The organism is Streptomyces sp. NPDC030838 (genome assembly GCF_055572035.1).
The window spans coordinates 89,745-110,261 of sequence record NZ_JBVIED010000013.1 but is presented as its reverse complement, the minus strand read 5'-3'; the positions used below and the strand labels follow the sequence as shown (position 1 = coordinate 110,261).

Annotated in this window: 14 protein-coding genes and 3 pseudogenes; 7 read left to right on the top strand and 10 right to left on the bottom strand. The window is 68.9% G+C overall.

The features are described 5' to 3' along the window. Window positions 1–159: 159 nt before the first annotated feature. The gene (locus tag ACZ42A_RS28785) at window positions 160–1,629 is read right to left on the bottom strand and encodes a non-reducing end alpha-L-arabinofuranosidase family hydrolase (RefSeq protein WP_468530196.1); all 1,470 of its coding nucleotides are present in this window, start codon (window positions 1,627–1,629) and stop codon (window positions 160–162) included. Window positions 1,630–2,394: 765 nt separating this feature from the next. On the opposite strand from ACZ42A_RS28785, the gene ACZ42A_RS28780 reads away from it, so the two are divergent. Together ACZ42A_RS28780 and ACZ42A_RS28775 are read left to right on the top strand one after the other, a co-directional pair. Continuing rightward, on the top strand, window positions 2,395–3,825 hold the full coding sequence (locus ACZ42A_RS28780) for an endo-1,4-beta-xylanase (protein ID WP_468530195.1): 1,431 nt from the start codon (window positions 2,395–2,397) through the stop codon (window positions 3,823–3,825). A 31-nt stretch (window positions 3,826–3,856) separates the two neighbouring features. Continuing rightward, window positions 3,857–5,227 carry an RICIN domain-containing protein gene (locus ACZ42A_RS28775; RefSeq protein ID WP_468530194.1) on the top strand — a complete coding sequence of 457 codons (1,371 nt, stop codon included), beginning with the start codon at window positions 3,857–3,859 and terminating at the stop codon, window positions 5,225–5,227. Between the two features lie 309 nt (window positions 5,228–5,536). Here ACZ42A_RS28775 and ACZ42A_RS28770 read toward each other — a convergent pair whose 3' ends face one another. Continuing rightward, window positions 5,537–5,878 carry an alpha-amylase family protein gene (locus tag ACZ42A_RS28770; protein ID WP_468530193.1) on the bottom strand — a complete coding sequence of 114 codons (342 nt, stop codon included), beginning with the start codon at window positions 5,876–5,878 and terminating at the stop codon, window positions 5,537–5,539. 189 nt (window positions 5,879–6,067) lie between these two features. Further along, window positions 6,068–7,459, bottom strand: coding sequence for a glycoside hydrolase family 43 protein (locus ACZ42A_RS28765; protein ID WP_468530192.1), 1,392 nt, complete (start codon window positions 7,457–7,459; stop codon window positions 6,068–6,070). Window positions 7,460–7,896: 437 nt separating this feature from the next. Here ACZ42A_RS28765 and ACZ42A_RS28760 point away from each other — a divergent pair, with 437 nt between their 5' ends. Then, window positions 7,897–8,874, top strand: a complete 978-nt coding sequence (locus ACZ42A_RS28760) for an intradiol ring-cleavage dioxygenase (RefSeq protein WP_468530191.1) — start codon at window positions 7,897–7,899, stop codon at window positions 8,872–8,874. Window positions 8,875–8,885: 11 nt separating this feature from the next. Beyond that, a pseudogene (locus ACZ42A_RS28755) lies at window positions 8,886–9,720 on the top strand (triphosphoribosyl-dephospho-CoA synthase). Window positions 9,721–9,927: 207 nt separating this feature from the next. Here the strand turns inward: ACZ42A_RS28755 and ACZ42A_RS28750 are convergent. From ACZ42A_RS28750 to ACZ42A_RS28740, 3 genes and pseudogenes are all read right to left on the bottom strand, one after another. Further along, window positions 9,928–10,594: pseudogene (locus ACZ42A_RS28750) on the bottom strand (non-reducing end alpha-L-arabinofuranosidase family hydrolase); the annotation flags it as partial. A gap of 115 nt (window positions 10,595–10,709) precedes the next feature. Next, window positions 10,710–10,907, bottom strand: a pseudogene (locus ACZ42A_RS28745) (hypothetical protein); the annotation flags it as partial. Then, window positions 10,897–11,688 carry an AraC family transcriptional regulator gene (locus ACZ42A_RS28740; RefSeq protein WP_468530190.1) on the bottom strand — a complete coding sequence of 264 codons (792 nt, stop codon included), beginning with the start codon at window positions 11,686–11,688 and terminating at the stop codon, window positions 10,897–10,899. The pseudogene ACZ42A_RS28745 and the gene ACZ42A_RS28740, both read right to left, overlap by 11 nt. Window positions 11,689–11,761: 73 nt before the next feature. Between ACZ42A_RS28740 and ACZ42A_RS28735 the strand changes: the two genes are divergently transcribed. Next, entirely contained in the window at window positions 11,762–12,580 is an 819-nt protein-coding gene (locus ACZ42A_RS28735) for a phytanoyl-CoA dioxygenase family protein (protein WP_468530189.1), read from the top strand. Further along, window positions 12,577–12,852 carry a hypothetical protein gene (locus ACZ42A_RS28730; RefSeq protein ID WP_468530188.1) on the top strand — a complete coding sequence of 92 codons (276 nt, stop codon included), beginning with the start codon at window positions 12,577–12,579 and terminating at the stop codon, window positions 12,850–12,852. The genes ACZ42A_RS28735 and ACZ42A_RS28730 overlap by 4 nt, the downstream gene beginning before the upstream one ends. 53 nt (window positions 12,853–12,905) lie before the next feature. Here the strand turns inward: ACZ42A_RS28730 and ACZ42A_RS28725 are convergent, their stop codons facing one another. Continuing rightward, the gene (locus ACZ42A_RS28725; RefSeq protein WP_468530187.1) at window positions 12,906–14,174 is read right to left on the bottom strand and encodes a glycoside hydrolase family 6 protein; all 1,269 of its coding nucleotides are present in this window, start codon (window positions 14,172–14,174) and stop codon (window positions 12,906–12,908) included. 152 nt (window positions 14,175–14,326) lie between these two features. Then, window positions 14,327–15,292 (bottom strand): glycoside hydrolase family 6 protein, encoded by a 966-nt coding sequence (locus ACZ42A_RS28720; protein ID WP_468530186.1) that lies wholly within the window; start codon window positions 15,290–15,292, stop codon window positions 14,327–14,329. 332 nt (window positions 15,293–15,624) lie between these two features. Between ACZ42A_RS28720 and ACZ42A_RS28715 the strand changes: the two genes are divergently transcribed. After that, entirely contained in the window at window positions 15,625–16,638 is a 1,014-nt protein-coding gene (locus ACZ42A_RS28715; protein WP_468530185.1) for a LacI family DNA-binding transcriptional regulator, read from the top strand. 44 nt (window positions 16,639–16,682) lie between these two features. On the opposite strand, the gene ACZ42A_RS28710 is transcribed toward ACZ42A_RS28715, so the two are convergent. Continuing rightward, window positions 16,683–18,692, bottom strand: a complete 2,010-nt coding sequence (locus tag ACZ42A_RS28710) for a glycoside hydrolase (protein WP_468530184.1) — start codon at window positions 18,690–18,692, stop codon at window positions 16,683–16,685. Window positions 18,693–18,742: 50 nt separating this feature from the next. After that, complete coding sequence (locus ACZ42A_RS28705; protein WP_468530183.1) at window positions 18,743–20,356, bottom strand: glycoside hydrolase family 43 protein; 1,614 nt, start codon at window positions 20,354–20,356, stop codon at window positions 18,743–18,745. Window positions 20,357–20,517 lie beyond the last annotated feature (161 nt).

The following is a 20,517-nucleotide window of genomic DNA, read 5'->3' as shown; positions in this document are numbered from 1 at the left end:
GGGGTTGTTTGGACAGCGGTCTGGGTGGGAACCCCCCCCCCCCCCCTGGGAAACCTTTGGTGTTTTGTTTTGTGTGTTGGCGTGCTTGGGGGGTTTTTTTTTCCCCCCCCCCCCCCCCCAGGCCTGGCTCCATAGCGGAGCCGGACTCGTGTCACGCCGTCAGCGCTGCAGTGTCAGCAGACCCGGACGGTAGGGCAGGAGGCCGTAGTCGACGCCGTCGGAGTTGGGGCTGCGTCCCTGGTAGAGCAACTGCAGGTTGCAGGGATCGACGGTCATGGTCTGATCTGCGCTGGTGCGGAGCAGTTCGCCATGGCTGATGTCGTTGGTCCAGGTCGCGCCGCTGTTGGCCTTGCCGGCGAAGGGGTTGCTCTCGGTCGCGGCCTGGGGTGTCCACGAGCCGTTCAGACTGGTGGCCGTGAACGAGCGGAAGTAGCGGCCCTGCGAGCCGATCGCCTCGACGATCATGAGGTAGCGGTTCTGGCCCTGCAGCTTGTAGACCTGCGGGGCTTCGAACAGGTTGTTCCTCGTATCGCTCATGACCACTGTCGAGGTCGAGCCGAAACTGCCCGGGAAGTTACCGATCGGCATGCTGGCCCGGTAGATCTTGCCGTTGTCACCGGCGAAGAACAGGTACATGTTCGTCCCGTCACCAATGAGTGTCTGGTCGATGGGTCCTGTTCCGGAGTCGCCGATGCTTCCGGAGAAGAGCACCTGCTCCGATGACCAGCCGTTCGGGTTGGTGGGGTCGCTCGACGTCCGGTAGGAGAAGGCGGTCCTACCCCACTGGTAGGCGAGCACCCAGATGTTCTTCGGCGCGAAGTAGAAGAGCGTGGGCGCGACCGTGGATGTCGACATCGTGTTCTGGCTGGCCGAGGCCATCTCCGACCAGTTGGTGAACAGGCTGAAGTTCATCGAACCCCAACGCGTCCCCGTGTCGTGCGTCGTCGCGTAGACGAGCTGCTTGCCGTTGTAGGGGGCGACCGTGAAGTCCTTGAGCGAGACCCACCCCGGCTTGGGCTGCGCCAGCGCGCCCGTCGACGACCAGCGGTAGGTCGACGGAAGATTGCACGTGCCGGGGTTGCCGGCGCCGACCTGGACGAGCTGCCACTGCTGGTTGGTGCCGCCCCAGTCGTCGTACTGGACGATGTTCGCGTTGTCGGCGGTGGAGCCGCCCTGTACTTCGAGGGCCTTGTTGCTGTGGCGGGCGATCAGCCTCACGTAGCCACCCGAGCTGTCGGCCAGCCGCCACTGCTGGTTGGTGGCGTTCAGGTCGGTCCACTGGACGATCGGGCCGCCGTTGGCGGTGGACGCGTTCTGGACGTCCAGCACCTTGCCGGAGTGGCGGGACTTGATGCGGTAGTAGCCGCCGCCGGCGTCGACGAACTGCCACTGCTGCTGGCTCTGATCGTTCCTGGTCCACTGGGTGATGCGCGCGCCGTCGTTGGTCGCCAGGTTGTAGACGTCCAGGGCCTTGCCGCTGTTGCGGTTGACCAGCACATACGAGGCGTTGGGGTCTACGGTCGCCGCGCTGGCGGGCTGGGCGCCGAGGAAGGTAGCCACGAGCAGCACGGGCGCAAGGACGGCGAGTAAGCGTCTTAGACGGACTGGGGACGGGCGGCGAAACCACATCAGAGGGCCTCCTTTGGGGGCGGGGGCGGGGTGACCCGATGAACCGGCGAGCGGACGTGCCGGGGGACAGGGCAATCTCGAAACTTTCGAAGAATTCCCGAATGCTTCGACGCCACAAGCTAGGAATGCGGGGCCCTCTGGTCAAGGCCTGTCGCCGATCTGTCCATAAACGGCGCCTCCTCTTTGGGAGACAAGCTGTCGCGCCGACCGGAACCACTCCGGAGTTTGCGGATGCGGCTCGCCAGGCCAAGGCGTCCGCGCGGGGCTGAGAGGCCAGGCAAGCAGCGTCCGCACACTCGTCCTGGCCCGGCCCTACGGCATCCGCCGACGGCGGCGCCGCGGTTCGCCTGCCGACTCGCCAGGATTCCGGAAAGTTCCGGGCGAGGAGCCGAAACTTCTTCTGCGGGGAGTATTGACGACCCATCGTCAATACCTCAATCATTCCCGTCTGAGAGACCGGCCCTAGTTCGAAATATCGAACCGCGTCGGCCCTGAGCAATCTGTGCTGCACGGCAGATCCGCGCACAGCTGCACGACGGATCCGCGCACCACAGCACCTGCGCCACCCCGTTTCGTTCCGGTGAGGTTCGCGCCAGCGCATCCTGGCTCTTCGCGCAGTTGGAGAGGTACGCGGCGCCGCGTGGCGGTCCCCCGGCAGAGCCGCGATGGAGTACCCCCATGCCTGTGTCGAAACACCGCCGCCGCCCGCCACCCGCCGGACGTGCGCTTCAGTCCTTCCGTGATTTCTACCTTGGAGGCACAGTCATGGGCTCCTACGCCCTTCCCAGACCCGCTGTCCGCCGGAAGATCCGCGGCCTGCTGTTGGCGCTGATCGTCGGCGTCCTCGGTATGGCCACCGCACTCGTCGCGCCGCCGCCCGCACACGCCGCCGAAAGCACGCTCGGCGCCGCGGCGGCGCAGAGCGGCCGCTACTTCGGCACCGCCATCGCCTCGGGCAGGCTGGGCGACTCGGCGTACACGACGATCGCGAACCGTGAGTTCAACTCGGTGACGGCCGAGAACGAGATGAAGATCGACGCCACCCAGCCGCAGCGGGGCCAGTTCAACTTCACCGCCGGTGACCGCGTCTACAACTGGGCGGTGCAGAACGGCAAGCAGGTGCGCGGCCACACCCTGGCCTGGCACTCCCAGCAGCCCGGCTGGATGCAGAGCCTCAGCGGCAGCGCGCTGCGCCAGGCGATGATCGACCACATCAAGGGCGTGATGGCTCACTACAAGGGCAAGATCGCCCAGTGGGACGTCGTGAACGAGGCCTTCGCCGACGGCAGTTCGGGAGCCCGCCGCGACTCCAACCTGCAACGCACCGGCAACGACTGGATCGAGGTCGCCTTCCGCACCGCGCGCGCCGCCGACCCGGCCGCCAAGCTCTGCTACAACGACTACAACGTCGAGAACTGGACCTGGGCCAAGACCCAGGCCATGTACGCCATGGTCCGCGACTTCAAGCAGCGCGGCGTGCCGATCGACTGCGTCGGCTTCCAGTCGCACTTCAACAGCGGCAGCCCCTACAACAGCAACTTCCGCACCACCCTGCAGAACTTCGCCGCCCTCGGCGTCGACGTGGCCATCACCGAACTCGACATCCAGGGCGCCCCGGCCTCGACCTACGCCAACGTGGTCAACGACTGCCTGGCCGTCCCGCGCTGCCTCGGCATCACCGTCTGGGGTGTGCGCGACACCGACTCCTGGCGATCGGAGCAGACACCGCTGCTGTTCAACGGCGACGGCAGCAAGAAGCCCGCCTACACCGCCGTTCTCAACGCGCTCAACGGCGGCACCTCCACGCCTCCTTCGGGTTCCGGGCAGATCAAGGGCGTCGGTTCGGGCCGCTGCCTGGATGTGCCCAACGCCAGCACCACTGACGGGACTCAGATCCAGCTGTGGGACTGCCACAGCGGCACCAACCAGCAGTGGACGCACACCGCCGCCGGTGAGCTGAGGGTCTACGGCAACAAGTGCCTGGACGCCGCCGGCACCGGCAACGGCGCCAGAATCCAGATCTACAGCTGCTGGGGCGGCGACAACCAGAAGTGGCGTCTGAACTCGGACGGATCCATCGTCGGCGTCCAGTCCGGCCTCTGCCTCGACGCCGCCGCAGCCGGCACGGCCAACGGCACCCTGATCCAGCTCTACACCTGCTCGAACGGCAGCAACCAACGCTGGACCCGCACCTGATGGGACCTGCCACAGACGAAAGGGTGAATCGATGAAGACCTACGGTGCGGCTTCCCCCGCCCCTCCACGACGACATCGCTGGTGGTCCCGGGTCGCCGCCGTGGTGGCGGCGACCCTCGCGATCGGCATGCTCGCCGCGGTGAATCCGGCGCCCGCCGAGGCGGCGACGGTGGACACGAATGCCTGGTACGTCCTGGTCAATCGCAACAGCGGCAAGGCGCTGGACGTCTCCGGCGCGTCCACCGCCGACGGCGCGCGGGTCAGCCAGTGGACGCGCAACGACGGAGCCCATCAGCAGTGGCAGTTCGTGGACTCCGGCGGCGGCTTCTACCGCCTCAAGGCCCGGCATTCGGGCAAGGTTCTCGACGTGGCCGGCGCCTCGACCGCAGACGGTGCCGCGATCCAGCAGTGGGCCGACCACAACGGGGCCAACCAGCAGTTCCGCCTGGCCGACTCCGACGCGGGCCACGTCCGGCTGATCAACCGCACCAGCGGCAAGGCCGTGGAGGTGCAGGGCGCCTCCACCGCCGACGGCGGCAACGTCGTCCAGTACACCGACTGGGGCGGCGCCAACCAGCAATGGCAGATGGTCAAGCTGTCGTCCGGTGGCGGCGGCGGATGCGGCAGCGCCCCGACTCTGGCGAGCGGTACGCACACGATTCAGAGCGGTGGCAAGAGCCGCAGCTTCATCCTCAGGGTTCCCGCCAACTACGACAACAGCCACCCTTACCGGCTGATCTTCGCGTTCCACTGGCGGGGCGGCACCGCCGGCGACGTCGCCTCGGGCGGAACGAGCGGGAGCGCCTGGTCCTACTACGGCCAACAGGAACAGTCGAACAACAGCGCGATCCTCGTCGCCCCCCAGGGCCTCGGCAACGGCTGGGCCAATTCGGGCGGTGAGGACATCACCTTCGTCGACGACATGATCCGGCGCATCGAGGGCGGCCTCTGTGTCAACCCGGCACAGCGTTTTGCCACGGGATTCAGCTGGGGCGGCGGTATGAGCTACGCACTCGCATGCAGCCGGGCGAACGTCTTCAGGGCCGTCGCGGTCATCTCCGGCGCCCAGATCAGCGGGTGCAGCGGCGGCACACAGCCCATCGCCTACTTCGGAATCCACGGCATCAGCGACTCCGTCCTCAACATCGCGCAAGGACGGTCCCTGCGCGACAGATTCGTCAGCAACAACGGCTGCGCTGCCCAGAGCCCGCGCGAGCCCGCACCGGGCAGCCGCACGCACATCACCACCACCTACTCGGGCTGCCGTGCCGGATACCCGGTCCAATGGGCCGCGTTCGACGGAGGCCACATACCCGGTCCGGTCGACGGCTCCCCCAACGAAAGCGGCGTCGCCACCTGGACCAAAGCAGAGATCTGGAGGTTCTTCGCACAGTTCCAGTGACACGCCCGCACCACGGAGTGGAGCCAGGACAATCCCGGCTCCACTCCGTCGACGGCTGTCCCAGATCGAAGGACGGCGCGCAGACCAGGCGCAGCCACGAGTGGTCGGCCCTGCAGCTCAGGGTGCGGCCCTGCCGGCCCCACACGTCCGGTCCGGTCGCCGTCACCTTGAACGACTGGGCCTCGGCTGCGTGTGCGTGCCGCATTCGGCCCTTGTCGTCGCGGTTGGACGGCGGCACGAACACCACCGGGGTCGTGGACGTGGTGGTGTCCTCGTACGTCGTGCCGGATGCCTCGGTGCCGGAGACGGTTAGCAGGACGGCGTCACCCGCGGGGACGGTCGTGGTGTATCCGGTGCCGAAGGAGCCGGCATTGGTGCCCGTCCTTTCTTGCCGGCGTCGGTGTAGATGCCGGCCTTCAGGCCCTTGCTGTGGATGCAGTCGGCGACGGCTTTCATACCGCCCGGCCAGAGGGACTCGTCGACGGCGATGGTCCCGTCGGCGTTGCGGTCGCCCTGCCACCAGCCGTCATCGAGGTTGGCGTACTGGTATCCGGCGGTGGCCATACCGGAGGAGACCAGCGTGTCGGTCTGCTGCTTGATGACGTCGAAGTCGATGCTGCTGGCGAAGCTGTTCCAGGACGCCCAGCCCATCCGGGGGTGGGGTCACGCCGGTCTGGGTGGTGCTGACCGCGGTCGGCTCGGATGCCAGCGGTGCCGACGGCTCATGATCCTCCAGGGCTGCCAAGCCGGCCACGGCCAGAGCGAGGGCCAGGATGCGCACCGTGATGCGTCCGGCCCGTCTTCGGGTGAAGACCTACGACATGAGGGCGTCTCCCGTGGTCAGTAGCCGACGCGGAAGGTCGCGTCCTGCCGGTCCGTGGTCGTGGAGATCGGGTCGATGCGCAGGGCGTAGTTGGAGTGGCGGATGTAGCGGGTCGGGTTGTTGTACGAGCGGAAGGACGCCCAGCTCGCGTCCGCGAGGCCCGCCGTGCGGTAGAAGGTGGCGTCGCCGGCGAACGTCGACGTGCCGTCGTTCACGTCCAGTTGGAGCGCGTAGTTGTAGTGCCGCAGATAGCGGGTGGGGTAGTTGACCGACCGGAAAGAGACCCCGGAGCTGTCGGCCAGACCCGGGACGAGGGTCCACAGGGAGTCCTTGTAGGGCTCGATCGGGTACTCGTCGATACGGCCCGCGTAGTTGGAGTGGCGGACGTAACGCGCCGGGAAGTTGTACGACTTGAGCCGGTTCCAGGTAGGGGAGCCCCACTTGGCGAGCAGGTTGTTGTACTCGGCCGTGGTGATCGTCGCGATGCCGCAGTGCTTGGAGTTGACCGGCTGGGTGTAGGTCTTCTGGTCGAGGGCCATCCAGGTGCCGGAGGCCAGGCTGCTGGACTGCCAGGCGTAGAAGACGCCGTTCGGCGTGTACGTGTCGCCCCACAGGTACCAAAGGCTGCTTGAGGCCAGGGACTTGACCAGCGTCGGTGCCTCGGTGCCGCCGTGTGCCACTCCGGTGCTGAACTCGGTGAAGCTGCCGGGGTTCAAGGAGGTGGATCGGGCACCCACCAGGGTCTGATTCTTCTTGAAGTAGAGGTAGTTGTAGCCGTTCACGCCCACGGCCATGTTGCCGTCGATGACGTCGTAACCGGGGTCGAAGAAGACCTGCGGGGAGGAGGCGGTCACGAAGTCGGTCGTGTAGTTGACCATGATCACGTTGTGGCCGCTGTCGTTGACCGAGGAGTAGATGACCGCGTACTGGCCCCGGCCCGCGTCCCAGAACGCCTCGGGTGCCCAGCTGTGGGTGGTCATGTCGTGCAGCTTGAGGCGCCGGTAGCCGGTGAAGGTGCGCAAGTCGGCGGAATCCCAGACGTGGATGTACTGGCTGTTGTAGCTCCAGTCGGTGCCCTTGAGGTCGGTGGCGAGGACGACGAACATGCCGTCCTGCTTGCGCATGAGGAACGGGTCGCGCAGACCCAGCGCACCGGCGGTGGGGGTGGCCACGGGGTTGTTCTGGTTCAGCGGTGTCCAGTTCAGCCCGTCCGGGCTGACGGCCAGGTGCAGGCCGTACTCGGTGCCGTCGCCGAGGTTGGTCGACTCGGTGAAGTAGCACATCACGTACGCCGAGTCGGCGGCGTACGCGGTGCCCGCGCCGAGGCTCAGCGTGCCGGTCACGGCCAGGGGAGTGGCGGTGGCCAGGCCGAGGAAGTGGCGACGAGAGGGAAGGGGACGGGAGGTCATCAGTGCTCCAGGGGTGTGAGGGGACCCTCAGGGCGACGAACAGCGGGCACGGGCGTGGCAGTTGGCCGATATATCGAACGCAGTTCGGTTAATCGGTCAGAAAGTAAGGGTGAGGCGGTTGCAGGTCAATGGTTCTGTCGTCTCTCGTTGGATTCTGTGTGGCTGAATCAGCTGGAGGCGTCCCCGCGCGGTGGTGACGCAGGCGATCCGGCGGCCGGGTGGGGGTCGTGGGCCGTGGGCCGTGCGAGGGCGGCTGGCGGCCGTGCGGCGGATCCTGCTCAAGAGTTCAACTGCATCTCCGCGTGCGCCGGTTGGCGCTGGCAGCCGCCCACGTCGGGTGACCGAAGCCGGGGACCAGGGCTGCGACCGGACCGGCCCCAGCCACCCCACAGTGCTACCCCAGGCCTCTGACGGGTGGCGTCCCTAACGTCTCGGCCATGACGGGAAACCACAAGGACAAGTCGATCACCAGGCGCCGCGCGATCGCGGTGACCGGAGGCACGGTCGCGGCGGGCGGGCTCGCCGTGGCCGGTTACCAGGCGGCCTTCGCCGACACCGCCACGACCGCGGCCGACGCCGCGGTGACAGCCACCACGACCGCCTCGGAGAGCGGCGGCAACTGCATGACGCTGATGTCGAGTGTCACCGAAGGCCCGTACTACCTCGACAACGCCCTGGTGAGAAAGGACATCACCGAGGGCAAGAGCGGCGTCCCGCTGACGCTGCGCCTCACGGTCGTGGACGCCACCGACGGCTGCACCCCGGTCTCCGGCGCGGCCGTGGAGATCTGGCACTGCGACGCCTGGGGCTACTACTCCGGTTACACGACGGCCAACCCAGGCGGCTCCGCGCCCGCCGAGAGCGAGGACGGCTCGACCGCGAACGACAACACGTACCTGCGCGGCTACCAGATCGCGAACGCCAACGGGGTCGTCAAGTTCGAGACGAGCTTCCCGGGCTGGTACACCCCGCGCACCTGCCACATCCACCTCAAGGTCCACACGGGCGGCCAGAAGGAGGACGGCACCTACGAGGGCGGCAAGGTCAACCACACCGGCCAGCTCTTCTTCGACGACGAGATCGCCCAGGAGATCTTCACGCTGGAGCCCTACGCGCGGCACTCCGGCAGCTACACCACCCTCGACAACGACATGGTGTACGACGGCGGTGGCGCCTCGAGCGGCCTGCTGACCCTCGAGCCGGTGAAGAAGGCCGACCCGTCCAAGGGCTACAAGGGCTTCCTCACCATTGGTATCGACCCCGACGCCGAGAACACCGGCGCGGGCAGCGGTGGCGGTGGCGGTGGTGGCGAGGGCGGTACCCCGCCGAGCGACGCCCCGACGGGTACCCCGCCGAGCGGAGCCCCGACGGGCACCCCGCCCAGCGGCGCCCCGTCGACCTCGGCCTCCTCGTAGGGGGTACGGCCGTGAGCAGCCGCGAGGACGAAGCACTGGCGTACGCTGCCGTGGCCGCGCTGACCGGGCAGCTGGCCCTTGTCCCCAAGCCGGGCCTGCCCGACCCGCGCGACCTCGGTGCCCGCGTCCCCCGCCGGGACCACCGCATGCTGCGCTGGTCGGCCAAAGCCCTCACGCCGGGTCTCGCCGCGATGGCGGCCGCCGCCCGCCGTACGGGCGAGCCGACGCCCGCCCTCCGTACGGAACTGGGCGCGATCGCCAGGTGCACCGAGCACTCGGTGCACCTCGCGGGCGGCGGGCACCGGGGCGCGCTGTGGGCGCTCGGCCTGCTGGTCGCCGCGGCCGCGCTCGACCCCCGGGCCGGCGCGCGGGACGTCACCGCGACCGCCAAGCGCATCGCCGCCCACACCGACAAGCGCGCCCCGCGCAGGCCCTCCCGGGGGTCGTCGGTGTCCGCCAAGTACGGCGCCGCCGGGGCACGCGGCGAGGCCCGGGCCGGATTCCCGCACGTACGGCGGGCGTTGGACGCGCTCGCCACGGCACGCGCGCGTGGCGCCACGGAGGAGCAGGCCCGCCTGGATGCCCTGCTCACCGTGATGTCCACCCTCCAGGACATCGAACTCCGTCTACTCCGCGGGCCCCAGCGGACTGCGGCACGTCCAGGCGGGCGCCCGCGGCGTCCGGGCAGCGGGCGGTACGGCCACCGAGGCGGGCGCTGAGGCCCTGGCCGCCCTGGATGCCGACGTGCACGCGCGCGCGTGGAGCCCGCGGGGGAGTGCGGGGCTGCTCGCGGGGGCGCTGTTCCTGGACGCGCTGCCCGTCAGCGCACGAGCTGTGGCCGCCTGAGCTCACGCTGCACTCGGGTGCCGGCGGCCCATCACGGCGGAACTCGGCGTGCAGGAGGGAAAGCCCACTCTGGTCGACCTGGCACCGACGACGCCGACACCAAGCCCGCACCAGCCACTGCAAACAGCGCGCCATTCCCGCCGGGCGCGGGTACCCCGCCGGTGCACGTCCACCGGCGGGGCGCCTCGGTGAGGGGTCAGGCTGCCAGCAGGTCGAGTTGGTTTGGGTGAGCATGCCCATCCGCCAGGGCAGGCGGAGGTAGTCGCCGCCGGCGCTAGGGTCCATGCCCTGGTAGAGGTACTGGAGACGGCACGGGTTGATGCTCAGGGTCTGGTCGTTGCTCGCGCGGATCAGTTCGCCGTGGCTGATGTCCTGGGTCCAGGCGCCGCCGGGGAAGGTGACGTTGGCCAGGCTGGTCTGGGCGCGGTAGATGTGGCCGTTGTCGTCGCTGAAGAACAGGTGGCAGTTGGCCGTGTCGCAGATGACCCAGAAGTCGATCCAGGTGCCGTCGCCCTTGTTCTGGGTGACGATCGGCGGCTCCTGGGAGATGAACGTGCGCGGCGCGGACCAGGAGCGCGGGTCGGCGGGGTTGGTGCTGGTGGAGTAGGCGGGCGGACCCGTCTGATAGACCATGTACCACAGGTTCTGCGGCGCGAAGTAGAACACCTGCGGGGCGGCCCGGTAGCCGGGGCCGATGGCCGAGGCCGTGTCGAGGTAGGTGTGCGGTGCGGAGGCGGCCTGGGGACCAGTCGGCGAAGTTGAACTGGACCAGTCCCCAGCCGGCCAGCGCCTGGGGGTGCTGGGCGTCGGGCTTCGGACCGGCCAGGACGCCGCTGGAGGACCACCGGAACGTCGACGGCAGCGAGCCGCCGGAGCCGCTGCCCACGCGGACCAGTTGCCACTGCTGGTTTGGCACCGCCCCAGTCGGTGTACTGCACGACTTTGGCGCCGTCCGCGGTGGAGGCGCCCTGGACCTCGACGGCCTTGCCGCTGTTGCGGTTGATCAGCCGGACGTAACCGTCGGGGGAATCGGCAAGCCGGAACTGCTGGTTGGACGTCCAGGACCTTGCCGGAGTGCTGGGCCTTGAGCCGGTAGCCGCACCGTGGCCATCAACGGGTGGGACGGAGCTGCCCCGGGCGAAGTCCGGAGCTTCTGACCCTGCGCTGGCACCCCCGCTACGACGCACCGTGCCCGGCCGCCGCACGTACGTCACGAGGGCTCGCGCCCAGCTCACGTCGGCAGGCCTTGTTGAAGGCCTGGAGATCGGCGATGCCCACGGCCGCGGCGATGGCGGTGATGGACAGCGTGGAGGACAACAGGAGGTGGCGGGCGCGCTGGAGGCGTCGATGGCGGATGTACGACACGACCGTGAGGCCCGTCTCGGCGCGGAACACGCGCGTCAGGTGCGTGTGGGAGATGCCGACCGCGCGAGCGATGTCCGGTACGGAGATCGAGCCGGCGAGGTGTTCCTCGATGTAGGCCTGCGCGGCCGCCAGCAAGGGGTGGTGGCGCCCGGCTTCCTCGTCCCTGTCGTTCCCCGGCAACTCCGCGATGCGCCACAGAGCGGCCCAGACCTCGGCGGTGGCTCGCGAGGGAGAGGTCGGCATGGCCGTGACGGCGTGCCGGAGCAGCTCGCCGAGGCGTGTGCTCTGGTCCGCCGCGTCCTGCATCACCGGGACCGTCCGCGCGGTTCCGCCGCCGTGCAGCCGCAGATGGACGTAGAAATGCTCCGACCTGCCCCGGTAGTGGAAGTGCACCTCCGTGTTCGGCGGCACCAGGCTCACGTGCCCGGGGCGTATGGGGTGGACCGACTGTCCGAGGGACAGAGCACCCTCGTAGTTGTAGAGGTGCAGCTGCCACAGGTCGGGCAGCCGGAAGACGTCGTGCGCGGTGGACACGCCGTGCACGCCGATCCCGGCAGCGACCACTGCGGGCGGCTCGTCGAGCCGTAGCGTTGTGAGCTTCACGAGGTCGGAAAATTACCAGCAGTGGACGATTACAGCCCACGACCAGGCGGCAGGCGGCCCGTACGTTCGTCGTATGCCAACCAGCAAGCAACTCCTGACATCGGTCCAGGTGGCGCGCTTCGTCGCACAGGGATTTCTGCGTCTGGACGGGGTGGTGCCGCAGGAGACCAATGAACGGGCCGTCGCCACCCTCACCGAGGGCCTGCCGGACGTGCCCTACGGCACTCCGCTGCGCGAGGCGTTCGCGCAGGACACCTTCATCCACGAGCTGCTCGCCCTTCCGGTCGTCGCCGGCGCGGTGGAGAGCCTGGTCGGCCCCGACCCGACCGTCGACCACCATGCCGTGCATGTGCGCGAGCCGCACGAGGGACAGGCACAGCCCCTCCACGGAGACGCGATCATCGACGTACGGCCGGACGCGTTCGACATCCAGCTCATGTACTACCCGCACGAGGTGACCCCCGAGATGGGCGGCACGCTCAGTGTGCCCGGCAGCCACCTGCGCAGGGTCAACGAGACGGACATCGGCCGCGTCCAGAACCTGCGCGGGCAGACGCGTCTGACCTGCCCGGCGGGCACGGTCGTCCTCGTGCACCACGGCATCTGGCACGGTGGCCGGCGCAACGACACCGGGCGCCGTCGCTATATGTACAAACTCCGCCTCAACCCGACTGTGCCGCAAGTGCGCCTGTGGGACACCTCCGACCTGCACGAACCGGCCGTGACGGCGGAACTCGGCACCCACTTCCCCTGGTACGAGCAGGCCACCGGCCGACTGGAGATCTACAACCGGGTCCTGCTGTGGCGGGCCCTGACCGGTGACCACTCGTTCGACATCGAGCACTGGGTCACGCGCGTCACCAACCGGCCGGCCCTGAGGAGTCACGCATGAGGCAGCAGGTTCTGGTCCTCTATCTGTCCACATCGGCCCTCGACTCCCATGTGGTGGGCTGGTCCCGGTACGACGGGACCGGCCGAACCCGTCCGACGACGGGTGACAGCGACGAGCCGCCCTACCCGACCGGGCTCGCCGCACTGCAGGACGGATGGCGCCTGTTCCAGGCCTCCCAACTGCTTCCTCCGCAGTCCGGCCACGAGTACGACGTCTCCTTTCTCAAGCACGAGTTCTTCTTCGAGAAGCTGGAGGACATCGCCGGCTCGTGACCGTGAACGGCGGCTTGTGGGGCGCCGGCCATGTGTCGGGGGACCGGCACGGCTCAGCGGTTGAACGTCAGTCGCGGTGCCGCGTTGCGGGCCAGGGTGTGGGCCTGGTCGGGCCACCAGGTGCCGGCGGGCGGGTCGACGATGCCGTACTCGGGGTCGATCGTGCCGCCGGTGTTGCGCGTGCAGCTGCCGTCGGACTCACCGGGGATCTTGATCCAAAGGTAGGCGTCGACGAGCGGGACGCCGGTGTCGGCGGTGGGGCGCGGGCCGAGGCCGCGGCCGGGCGCGTTGCACCAGATCTCCGGATCCCCGGTGTACTTGCCCGGTTCCGGGGTCCAGGCGCCCAGTCCGTTGCGGCTGGTATCGATCACGAAGTGACGCAGTTCGTCGGCCGGCGGAGCGCCCACGTGCTGGTCGAACCAGGCGTCGGTCCACCGCCAGGTGGTGGGGTCGGCCGAGGAGACGGCGTTGCCGGGGACGCCGTCGTTGGGCGCGGCGGACGAGTAGTACTGGCCGGCGCATGAGTCGGCGTCACCGCCTGCCTCGGTCGCGTACCACATGCACTTGGCGATCCAGGTGCCGTACCGGGCGTTGTGGTCGGTGGGGTGGGTGTTGGACACGTTCAGGGCGAAGCCGTCGCTGTGGCGGACCCCGGCGTTCAGCAGCCGCTGCGCCATGTCGCCGACGGGGCGCCACTGGACGTTGCCCGCGTCCAGATAGACGGCGGTGCGCGGCTTGGCCTTGAGCGTCTGGACGGCGTACTCGATGTCGGCGAGGCGGGCGGCCGTGAGTTCGCCGGTCGGGTCGACCGTGGGCCCGCATTCCCTGGGCAGGAGGGCCAGGCCGTCGGGTTCGACCACGACGACCGCCCTGTTGGTGCCTATGCCGGCGGCGAAGGCGTCGATCCACTTCCGGTATGCGGCGGAGGACGCGGCTCCGCCGCTGGAGTACTGCGAGCAGTCCCGGCCCGGAGCGTTGTAGGCGACCAGGACAGGGGTCCGGTTGACGGCCCGGGCCCGCTGGACGAGCCGGTTCACCTTCGCGCGTACCTCGTCGGGCGTGCCTTCGGTGAACCACTCGGCCTGCGGCCAGCTCGCGAGCCTGGCCATGTTCGTGGCGTTCTCGATGTCACCGTTCCCGAAGTCCACGAGCGCCTGCTTCGCGGCCTTGCTGTGCGGCTCCACGTAGAACTTCGTGGCCGGGTTGACCACGTCGTGCGTGGGTGCGGCCTGCGCCTGCGCCTGCGTCGCGAGGAGGGCGGCGCAGGCGGTGAGTGCCGCGACGACCGCGCCCGCGCGGTGCCGTGGGCTGCGTGATGGCATGACTGCTCCTGGTCGATGGTGGGTGTGGGAATCCCGCGGGGCTGTCGGCAGCCCGGGCGGGAAGCGTGAGCGGGGACCTGCGGGGGTGGGGTGGATGATGCCCGTGGCCCGCCGGCGGGGCAGGGAAGAAGCGGGCCACGGGAGTCCGGGGGTCAGTAGCCGTAGATCATCTTGTAGGCGACCTCGGGGAGGAACTGTCCGGCCGAGGTGCCGGTTCCGACGCCGCAGTTGCCGTCGGACTCGCCCGGCGTCTTGATCCACAGGAGCATCTCCGCGCCTCCGCCCAGCCGGGTCGGCGTGCCGATGCGGCGGCCCGCGGGGTTGCACCACTGGCCGTTGGAGCCGTTGCCGTTGCGGCTGGTGTCCACGACGAACGGCTTGGTGTAGCCGTAGCGGGCGCTCAGCTCACCGTTGACGGCGTTGCCGAAGGCGGTGTTCTCGGCCGTGGTGAAGTAGTTGGAGATGTTGAGCGAGAAGCCGTGAGCCTGTCGCAGGCCTGCTTCGTGCAGCCGCTGGGCCATGGTCGCGGGACTCACCCAGCCCGGGTTGCCGGCGTCCATATAGACCCAGGTGTTGGGGGCCTGGCGGCTGAACTCGGCGAGGGCGCCGGTGAGCATGCTCTGGCGTTCGCGGATCTGAGCCTGCGTCATGCAGCCGTAGTCCGCGAGGGAGTCCGGTTCGAGGACGACGATGGCCGGGCGGTTGGCGATCCCGCCGGCGAACTGGGCGATCCAGCTCGCGTAGGCGGACGGCGAGGCGGCACCGCCCGCCGAGTGCCCGCCGCAATAGTCGCGGTTGTAGATGTTGTAGGCGACGAGGAGGGGCAGCTTGTCCCGGGAGTCCGCGGCGCCCACGTACGCACCCGTCGCGGTGCCGATGGTGCCGCTCCAGGAGCCGAACCAGCGCGCCATCGGGGTGTTGGCGATGGCGGAGTTGATCGCGGGCGCCCGGCCGTCGCCGGGGTTGGCGGTGACCCACCGCTTGGCGCTGGAGTCGGGATCCACGTAGAACCCGCTGGTCATGGTGGTCGGGTCGGCCGCGTGGGCGGACGGTGCGGCGGCGAGCGCCAGCGGCAGAGCGAAGAGCGCTGCCATGACGGTGCGGAGTCTGCGGCGCATGACGGTACCTCGGTTTCCTGGCAGGGATGTGTCGCGCGCTCGTCCCGAGCGTGCGACGCGCTGAAGGAAGTGCGGTGGCACGAGTGGATTGGGAGCGCTCCCACTGGAAGCGCTTCCAGTACCACTGGGAAGTCCTGGGGTGTGATCGGTATGGTGTGGCGCGGTAGTTGAGCTGTCAAGGGTTCTCGCGTGCAAGGATGAAGCGATGGGAGAGGCGTTGGACTGGAAGCGCTTCCGGTTTTCGGTTTTGTGAGTGGTCCGCGGCGGGTGGCAGCGGCATGGGCCGAGGTGAGACGCTTCCCGTCCGGTCGAGTGGGAAGGGTTCATGGTTCATGGCAGAGGATGCGCCGCGTCGGCAGCCGACGCTCGACGAGGTGGCCGAACTCGCGGGCGTCTCCCGCTCCGTGGCCTCCCGCGCCCTCAACAACGCCCCACACGTCAGCCGTGCCAAGCGAGAGGCGGTCGAACAGGCCGTTCGGCGCCTTGGTTACGTACCCAACCCGACCGCCCGGGCTCTGGCCACCCGGCAGACAGGAGCGGCCGCCCTGGTCGTCTCGGGCGAGGATCCGTCGATCTTCGCCGACCCGTTCTTCGCCCAGGTGATCGTCGGGGCGTCGGCCGCGCTGGAGGAGGCCGAACTGTACCTGATGCTGTGCCTGGCCGCTTCCGACCGGGGCCGCAAGCGGGTGGAGGAGCTCCTCCGGTCCAACGGAGCCGACGGCGTCATGCTGATGGCGCTGCGCGAGAACGATCCACTGGCCCGGATGGCCGAGGACGCGGCGATGCCCGTCGTGTTCGGCGGACGCCCGGTCGGTGCGGCTCCCCGGTGGTTCGTGGACGTCGACAACGTCGGTGGGGCGCGAGAGGCGACCGAGTACCTGATCTCGCGCGGCCGGACGCGTGTGGCCACGATCTGCGGGCGGCTGGACACCGAGGTGGGGCGCGCCCGTTATCGCGGCTACCGGGACGCCATGCTGGCGGCCGGCCTCGATCCGTTTCCGCCGCAGGAGGGGGACTTCACCGAGCGCAGTGGAGCCGCCGCCATGGCCGCGCTGCTGGCGGAACATCCCGGCCTGGACGGGGTGTTCGCCGCCAACGACAACATGGGGGCAGGAGCACTGCGCACGTTGCGCGGGGCCGGCCGTACGGTCCCCGCCGACGTCGCCGTGGTCGGCTTCGACGACCTGACCGTCGCCGAGGTCGCCGATCCGCCGCTCACCACCGTTCATCAGCCCATACAGGCCGTCGGGCGGGAGATGGCGCGCATGCTCGTCGCGCTCGTCAGCGGGGAGGATCCCACCCCGCTGATCCTGCCCACCCGCCTGGTCGTCCGTTCCAGCGCCTGACGGCTGCGGAGGGCCTCCGGTCGCAGCCGGGAGCCCGCCGTCGGTCAGCAGGTCGAGTTGGTCTGGGTGAGGAGGCCGAGCCGCCACGGCAGGAGGTTGTAGTCGCCGCCCGCGTTGGGGTTCATGCCCTGGTAGAGGTACTGGAACCGGCAGGCGGGAATGGTGAGTGTCTGGTCGTAACCGGCACGGATCATCTCGCCGTGGCTGATGTCCCGGGTCCAGGCGCCGGACGGGAAGCTGACGTTGTTGGCCCGTGCGAACGGGTTGCTCTCGGACGCGGCCAGAGGTGTCCAGGAGCCGGCCAGGCTGGTCGAGGTCCAGGAGCGGAAGTAGCGCCGGCCGTCCGATCCGATGGCCTCGACGAGGAGCAGGTACTGGTTACTGCCCTGCACCTTGTAGACGTTGCCGGCTTCGAACAGGGCGTACTTGTTGGAGTCCTGGGCCGCGATGACGGTGTTGGTGAAGCCGCCCGGGAATTGCCCGACCGTCGTCTGCGAGCGGTAGAGGTGTCCGTTGTCGTCGGAGGAGAACAGGTAGCAGTTGGCGTTGTCGCAGATCACCCACATGTCGACCCAGTGGCCCTTGCCGATGTTCTGCCGGATGATGTCGGGCATCGACGAGTAGAAGTTGCGCGGCGCGCTCCACCCGTTCGGGTTGCTGATGTCGGGATTGGTGGAGTACGAGGCGTTGCCGGTCTGGTACACGAGGTACCACAGACGTTGCGGCGCGTAGTAGAAGACCTGCGGGGCGGCCCGGTACCCGGACCCGATGGCGCTCCGGTCCAGATAGTGGTGCGTGGCCGAGCCGGCCTGGGACCAGTCGCTGAAGTTGAGGTACACCAGGTTGTAGCCGGAGCGACTGGCGACGCTCGCGAACACGTGGTACTTGCCGTTGTAGTGGACGACCGTCGGGTCCTTGATCCCGGCGATGTCGTGGGTGGCGTCCGGCTTCGGTGAGATCAGCGGGCCGCTGGAGCTCCAGGAGAAGCGGGACGGCAGCGCGGCGGCTTCGGGGGCGCGGCGGGTGGCGGCGGGCGTGCCGCCCAGCGTCGTCAGCACCGCGTTGTACGCCGGCTTCTTGTTGCCGTAGCGGTCGAACAGCAGGGGGTTCTCGCCGCTGCGCCAGGAGTCGCTGTCGCGGATGCCCCAGACGGTGATGCCGGTGCAGCGTGCGACATTCATGCAGGCCCTGACGGTGTTCGCGTACGCGGTCGGCGACGCCTGCGCGATGTCCAGCTCGGTGATCTGGACGTCCACCCCGAGGCCTGCGAAGTTCGACAGCGTGGTCTGGAAACTGGCGGGCGGGCCGCCGGTGCCGAAGTGGGCCTGGAGGCCGACGCAGTCGATGGGCACGCCGCGCGCCTTGAAGTCGCGCACCATGCGGTAGACGCCCTGGGTCTTGGCGGCGTTCCAGTCCTCGATGTTGTAGTCGTTGTAGCAGAGCTTGGCCGCCGGATCGGCTGTCCGCGCCGTGCGGAACGCCTGCTCGATGAAGCCGCTGCCCAGTACGTCCCGGAAGACGGAGCTGCGGAGCTGGCCGCTGGTGCCGTCGGCGAAGGCCTCGTTGACCACGTCCCAGGAGTGGATGCGGCCCTTGTAGTGGTTCATCACCGTGGTGATGTGGTTGTTCATCACGCCGCGCAGTGTGTTCGCGTCCCTGATGGAGCTGACCCAGCTGGGCAGTTGGGAGTGCCAGACCAGGGTGTGGCCGCGTACGCGCTGGCCGCGGGACGCCGCGCGGTTGACGATCTGGTCCGCGGGGCCGAAGGTGAACGAGCCGCGGGTCCGCTCGGTGGCGTCCCACTTCATCTCGTTCTCGGGTGTGACCGAGTTGAACTCGCGGTCCAGGATGGTGGTGTACGTGCCGTCGCCCAGCCTTCCGGCGGCCACGGCGGTGCCGAAGTATCGCCCGGACTGGGCGGCTTGGGCGCCCAGGGTGGAAGCGCGGACGCCGTCGGGTGAGCCGGTCGCGGTGCCCGGTGTCACCAGGAAGCTCGCGGCCAGCAGGCCTAAGACCGTAGCCCGGCGCATGCCGAGCCGCTTCAGCGGGTTCATCGTTCTCCTTGCAGGCATGGGGGGTTGGGTGGTGCGGTCGGTGGATCGGCTCAGGGCGTGGACAGCTCGAACCGCGTGACGCGGACCGCGCCGCCGAGTGCTCGGGTGGCATGGTTGAAGAGGGCGAACCGGTAGCCCATGAAGAACCGCCAGTCGTTGCCCAGGGAGAAGTCGGGCCCGAGGCGGGTGAAGGTGGTGCCGTCGGTGCTGTAGGAGAAGGTCGCCGGACGTGCCGCGCCGGGGCGGATGTCCGCGGTCGCGCGCAGCCAGATGCGGTTGCCCGGAGCGGCCGCGCTCGCGAGCTCGTAGCCCGTGCCCGTGGTGTTCCAGTTGCTGTCCATGGTCAGTCCGCTGACCATCACCACCCGCGTGACGCCGCCGTCGCGCTTGAGACCGATCCACGCGGAGGAGTCCCGCAGCAGCGCAAGACCGGCCCGGTCGCCGTCCCGCATCGCCGAGTGGTCGAGCTGGACCGTGGCGGTGGAGGTGGGGCCCTGGATGCGGTGCGTGAGGGTGTTGCGGGCCCAGTACAGGTCGCCGGTGACGGCCGCGGTGCTCAGGGTCAGGCCGTTGCCGACCGCCCACTTGGTGTTGTCCGGGTTGTGGTTCCACTCCCATCTCGGCTTGAGGGTCGTGCCGTCGAAGGTGTCGACGCCGGTCATGGGGGTGACCTGGCGGGGAGGAGGGGGCACGGCGGGGCTGGGATACGAGGTGCCCCATGCGCCGTTCACCAGTTGCACGACGGGCCAGCCGTCCGAGGTCCAGCTGATTGGTGCGAGTACGGGCATCCGGCCGCCTGGATAGGCGTCGACGAAGGCCAGGTAGTACCAGGCGCCGCTCTGTGTCTGTACCAGCCCGCCCTGGTGCGGGACACCGCCGCCGGGGATGGGTCCGCGCAGGTCGAGGAGCACCTGGCGCATCGTGTACGGGCCGAACGGGCCGCCCGACGACTTGAGGATGTACTGGCCGTTGGCGGGGCGGGTCAGAAAGATGTAGTACTGCCCGTTGATCTTGTAGAAGCGGGCGCCCTCAAGGGTGCCGACACTCGACGGGGTTGTGAACACCGGCTGCGCGCGGACCTGGGTACGGCCGTCGGGCGACAGCTGGGCCACGCTGATCGTGGTGTTGCCGTACGCCACGTACAGGGTGTCGTCGCTGTCGACCAGCAGCCCCGCGTCGTAGTAGGGGGTGCTGATGGTGGTGAGTCTGCTCCACGGCCCCTCGACAGCGGTGGCGGTGTAGACGTAGGTCCGGGCGAAGTCGATCTGGCCGAGCCAGTAGAAGGTCCTGTTGCTCGGACGGTAGGCCAGTGACGACGCCCAAATCCCTCTGACATAGCCACGGGCACCGTTCAGGTCGTACTTGGCGCCGAAGTCGAGGGAGGGCACCGAGTGGCCGGCGATCTCCCAGTTCACCAGGTCGTACGAGCGCAGGACGGGCGCACCCGGGGAGTAGTGCATCGTCGACGCCGAGGCGTAGAAGGTGTTGCCGACCCGGATGACGTCGATGTCCGCGAAGTCCTGCCAGATCACCGGATTCGCGTACTGCGCGGCGGCCGCGCGGGAGGTCGCGGCCAGAGGCAGGATCGCGCCGGTGGCCAGGCCGGCGGCGGCCGCCAGCGCGCGACGACGGGTCAGCTGATGATGAGGGCATGACAGATCCATGGGCGGCGTACTCCTTGCGGTGCGGCTCGCGGGTTCGGGATATCGAACATGGATCGATTTGCCGAGCAGTCTGGAGGATAGGGGGGTGGTCGGTGTCGTCAATCCCTCTCGCGGAATTCGCGGCCGTCAGCGAAAGTTTCGATGGCTTTATTCCTGAGTCG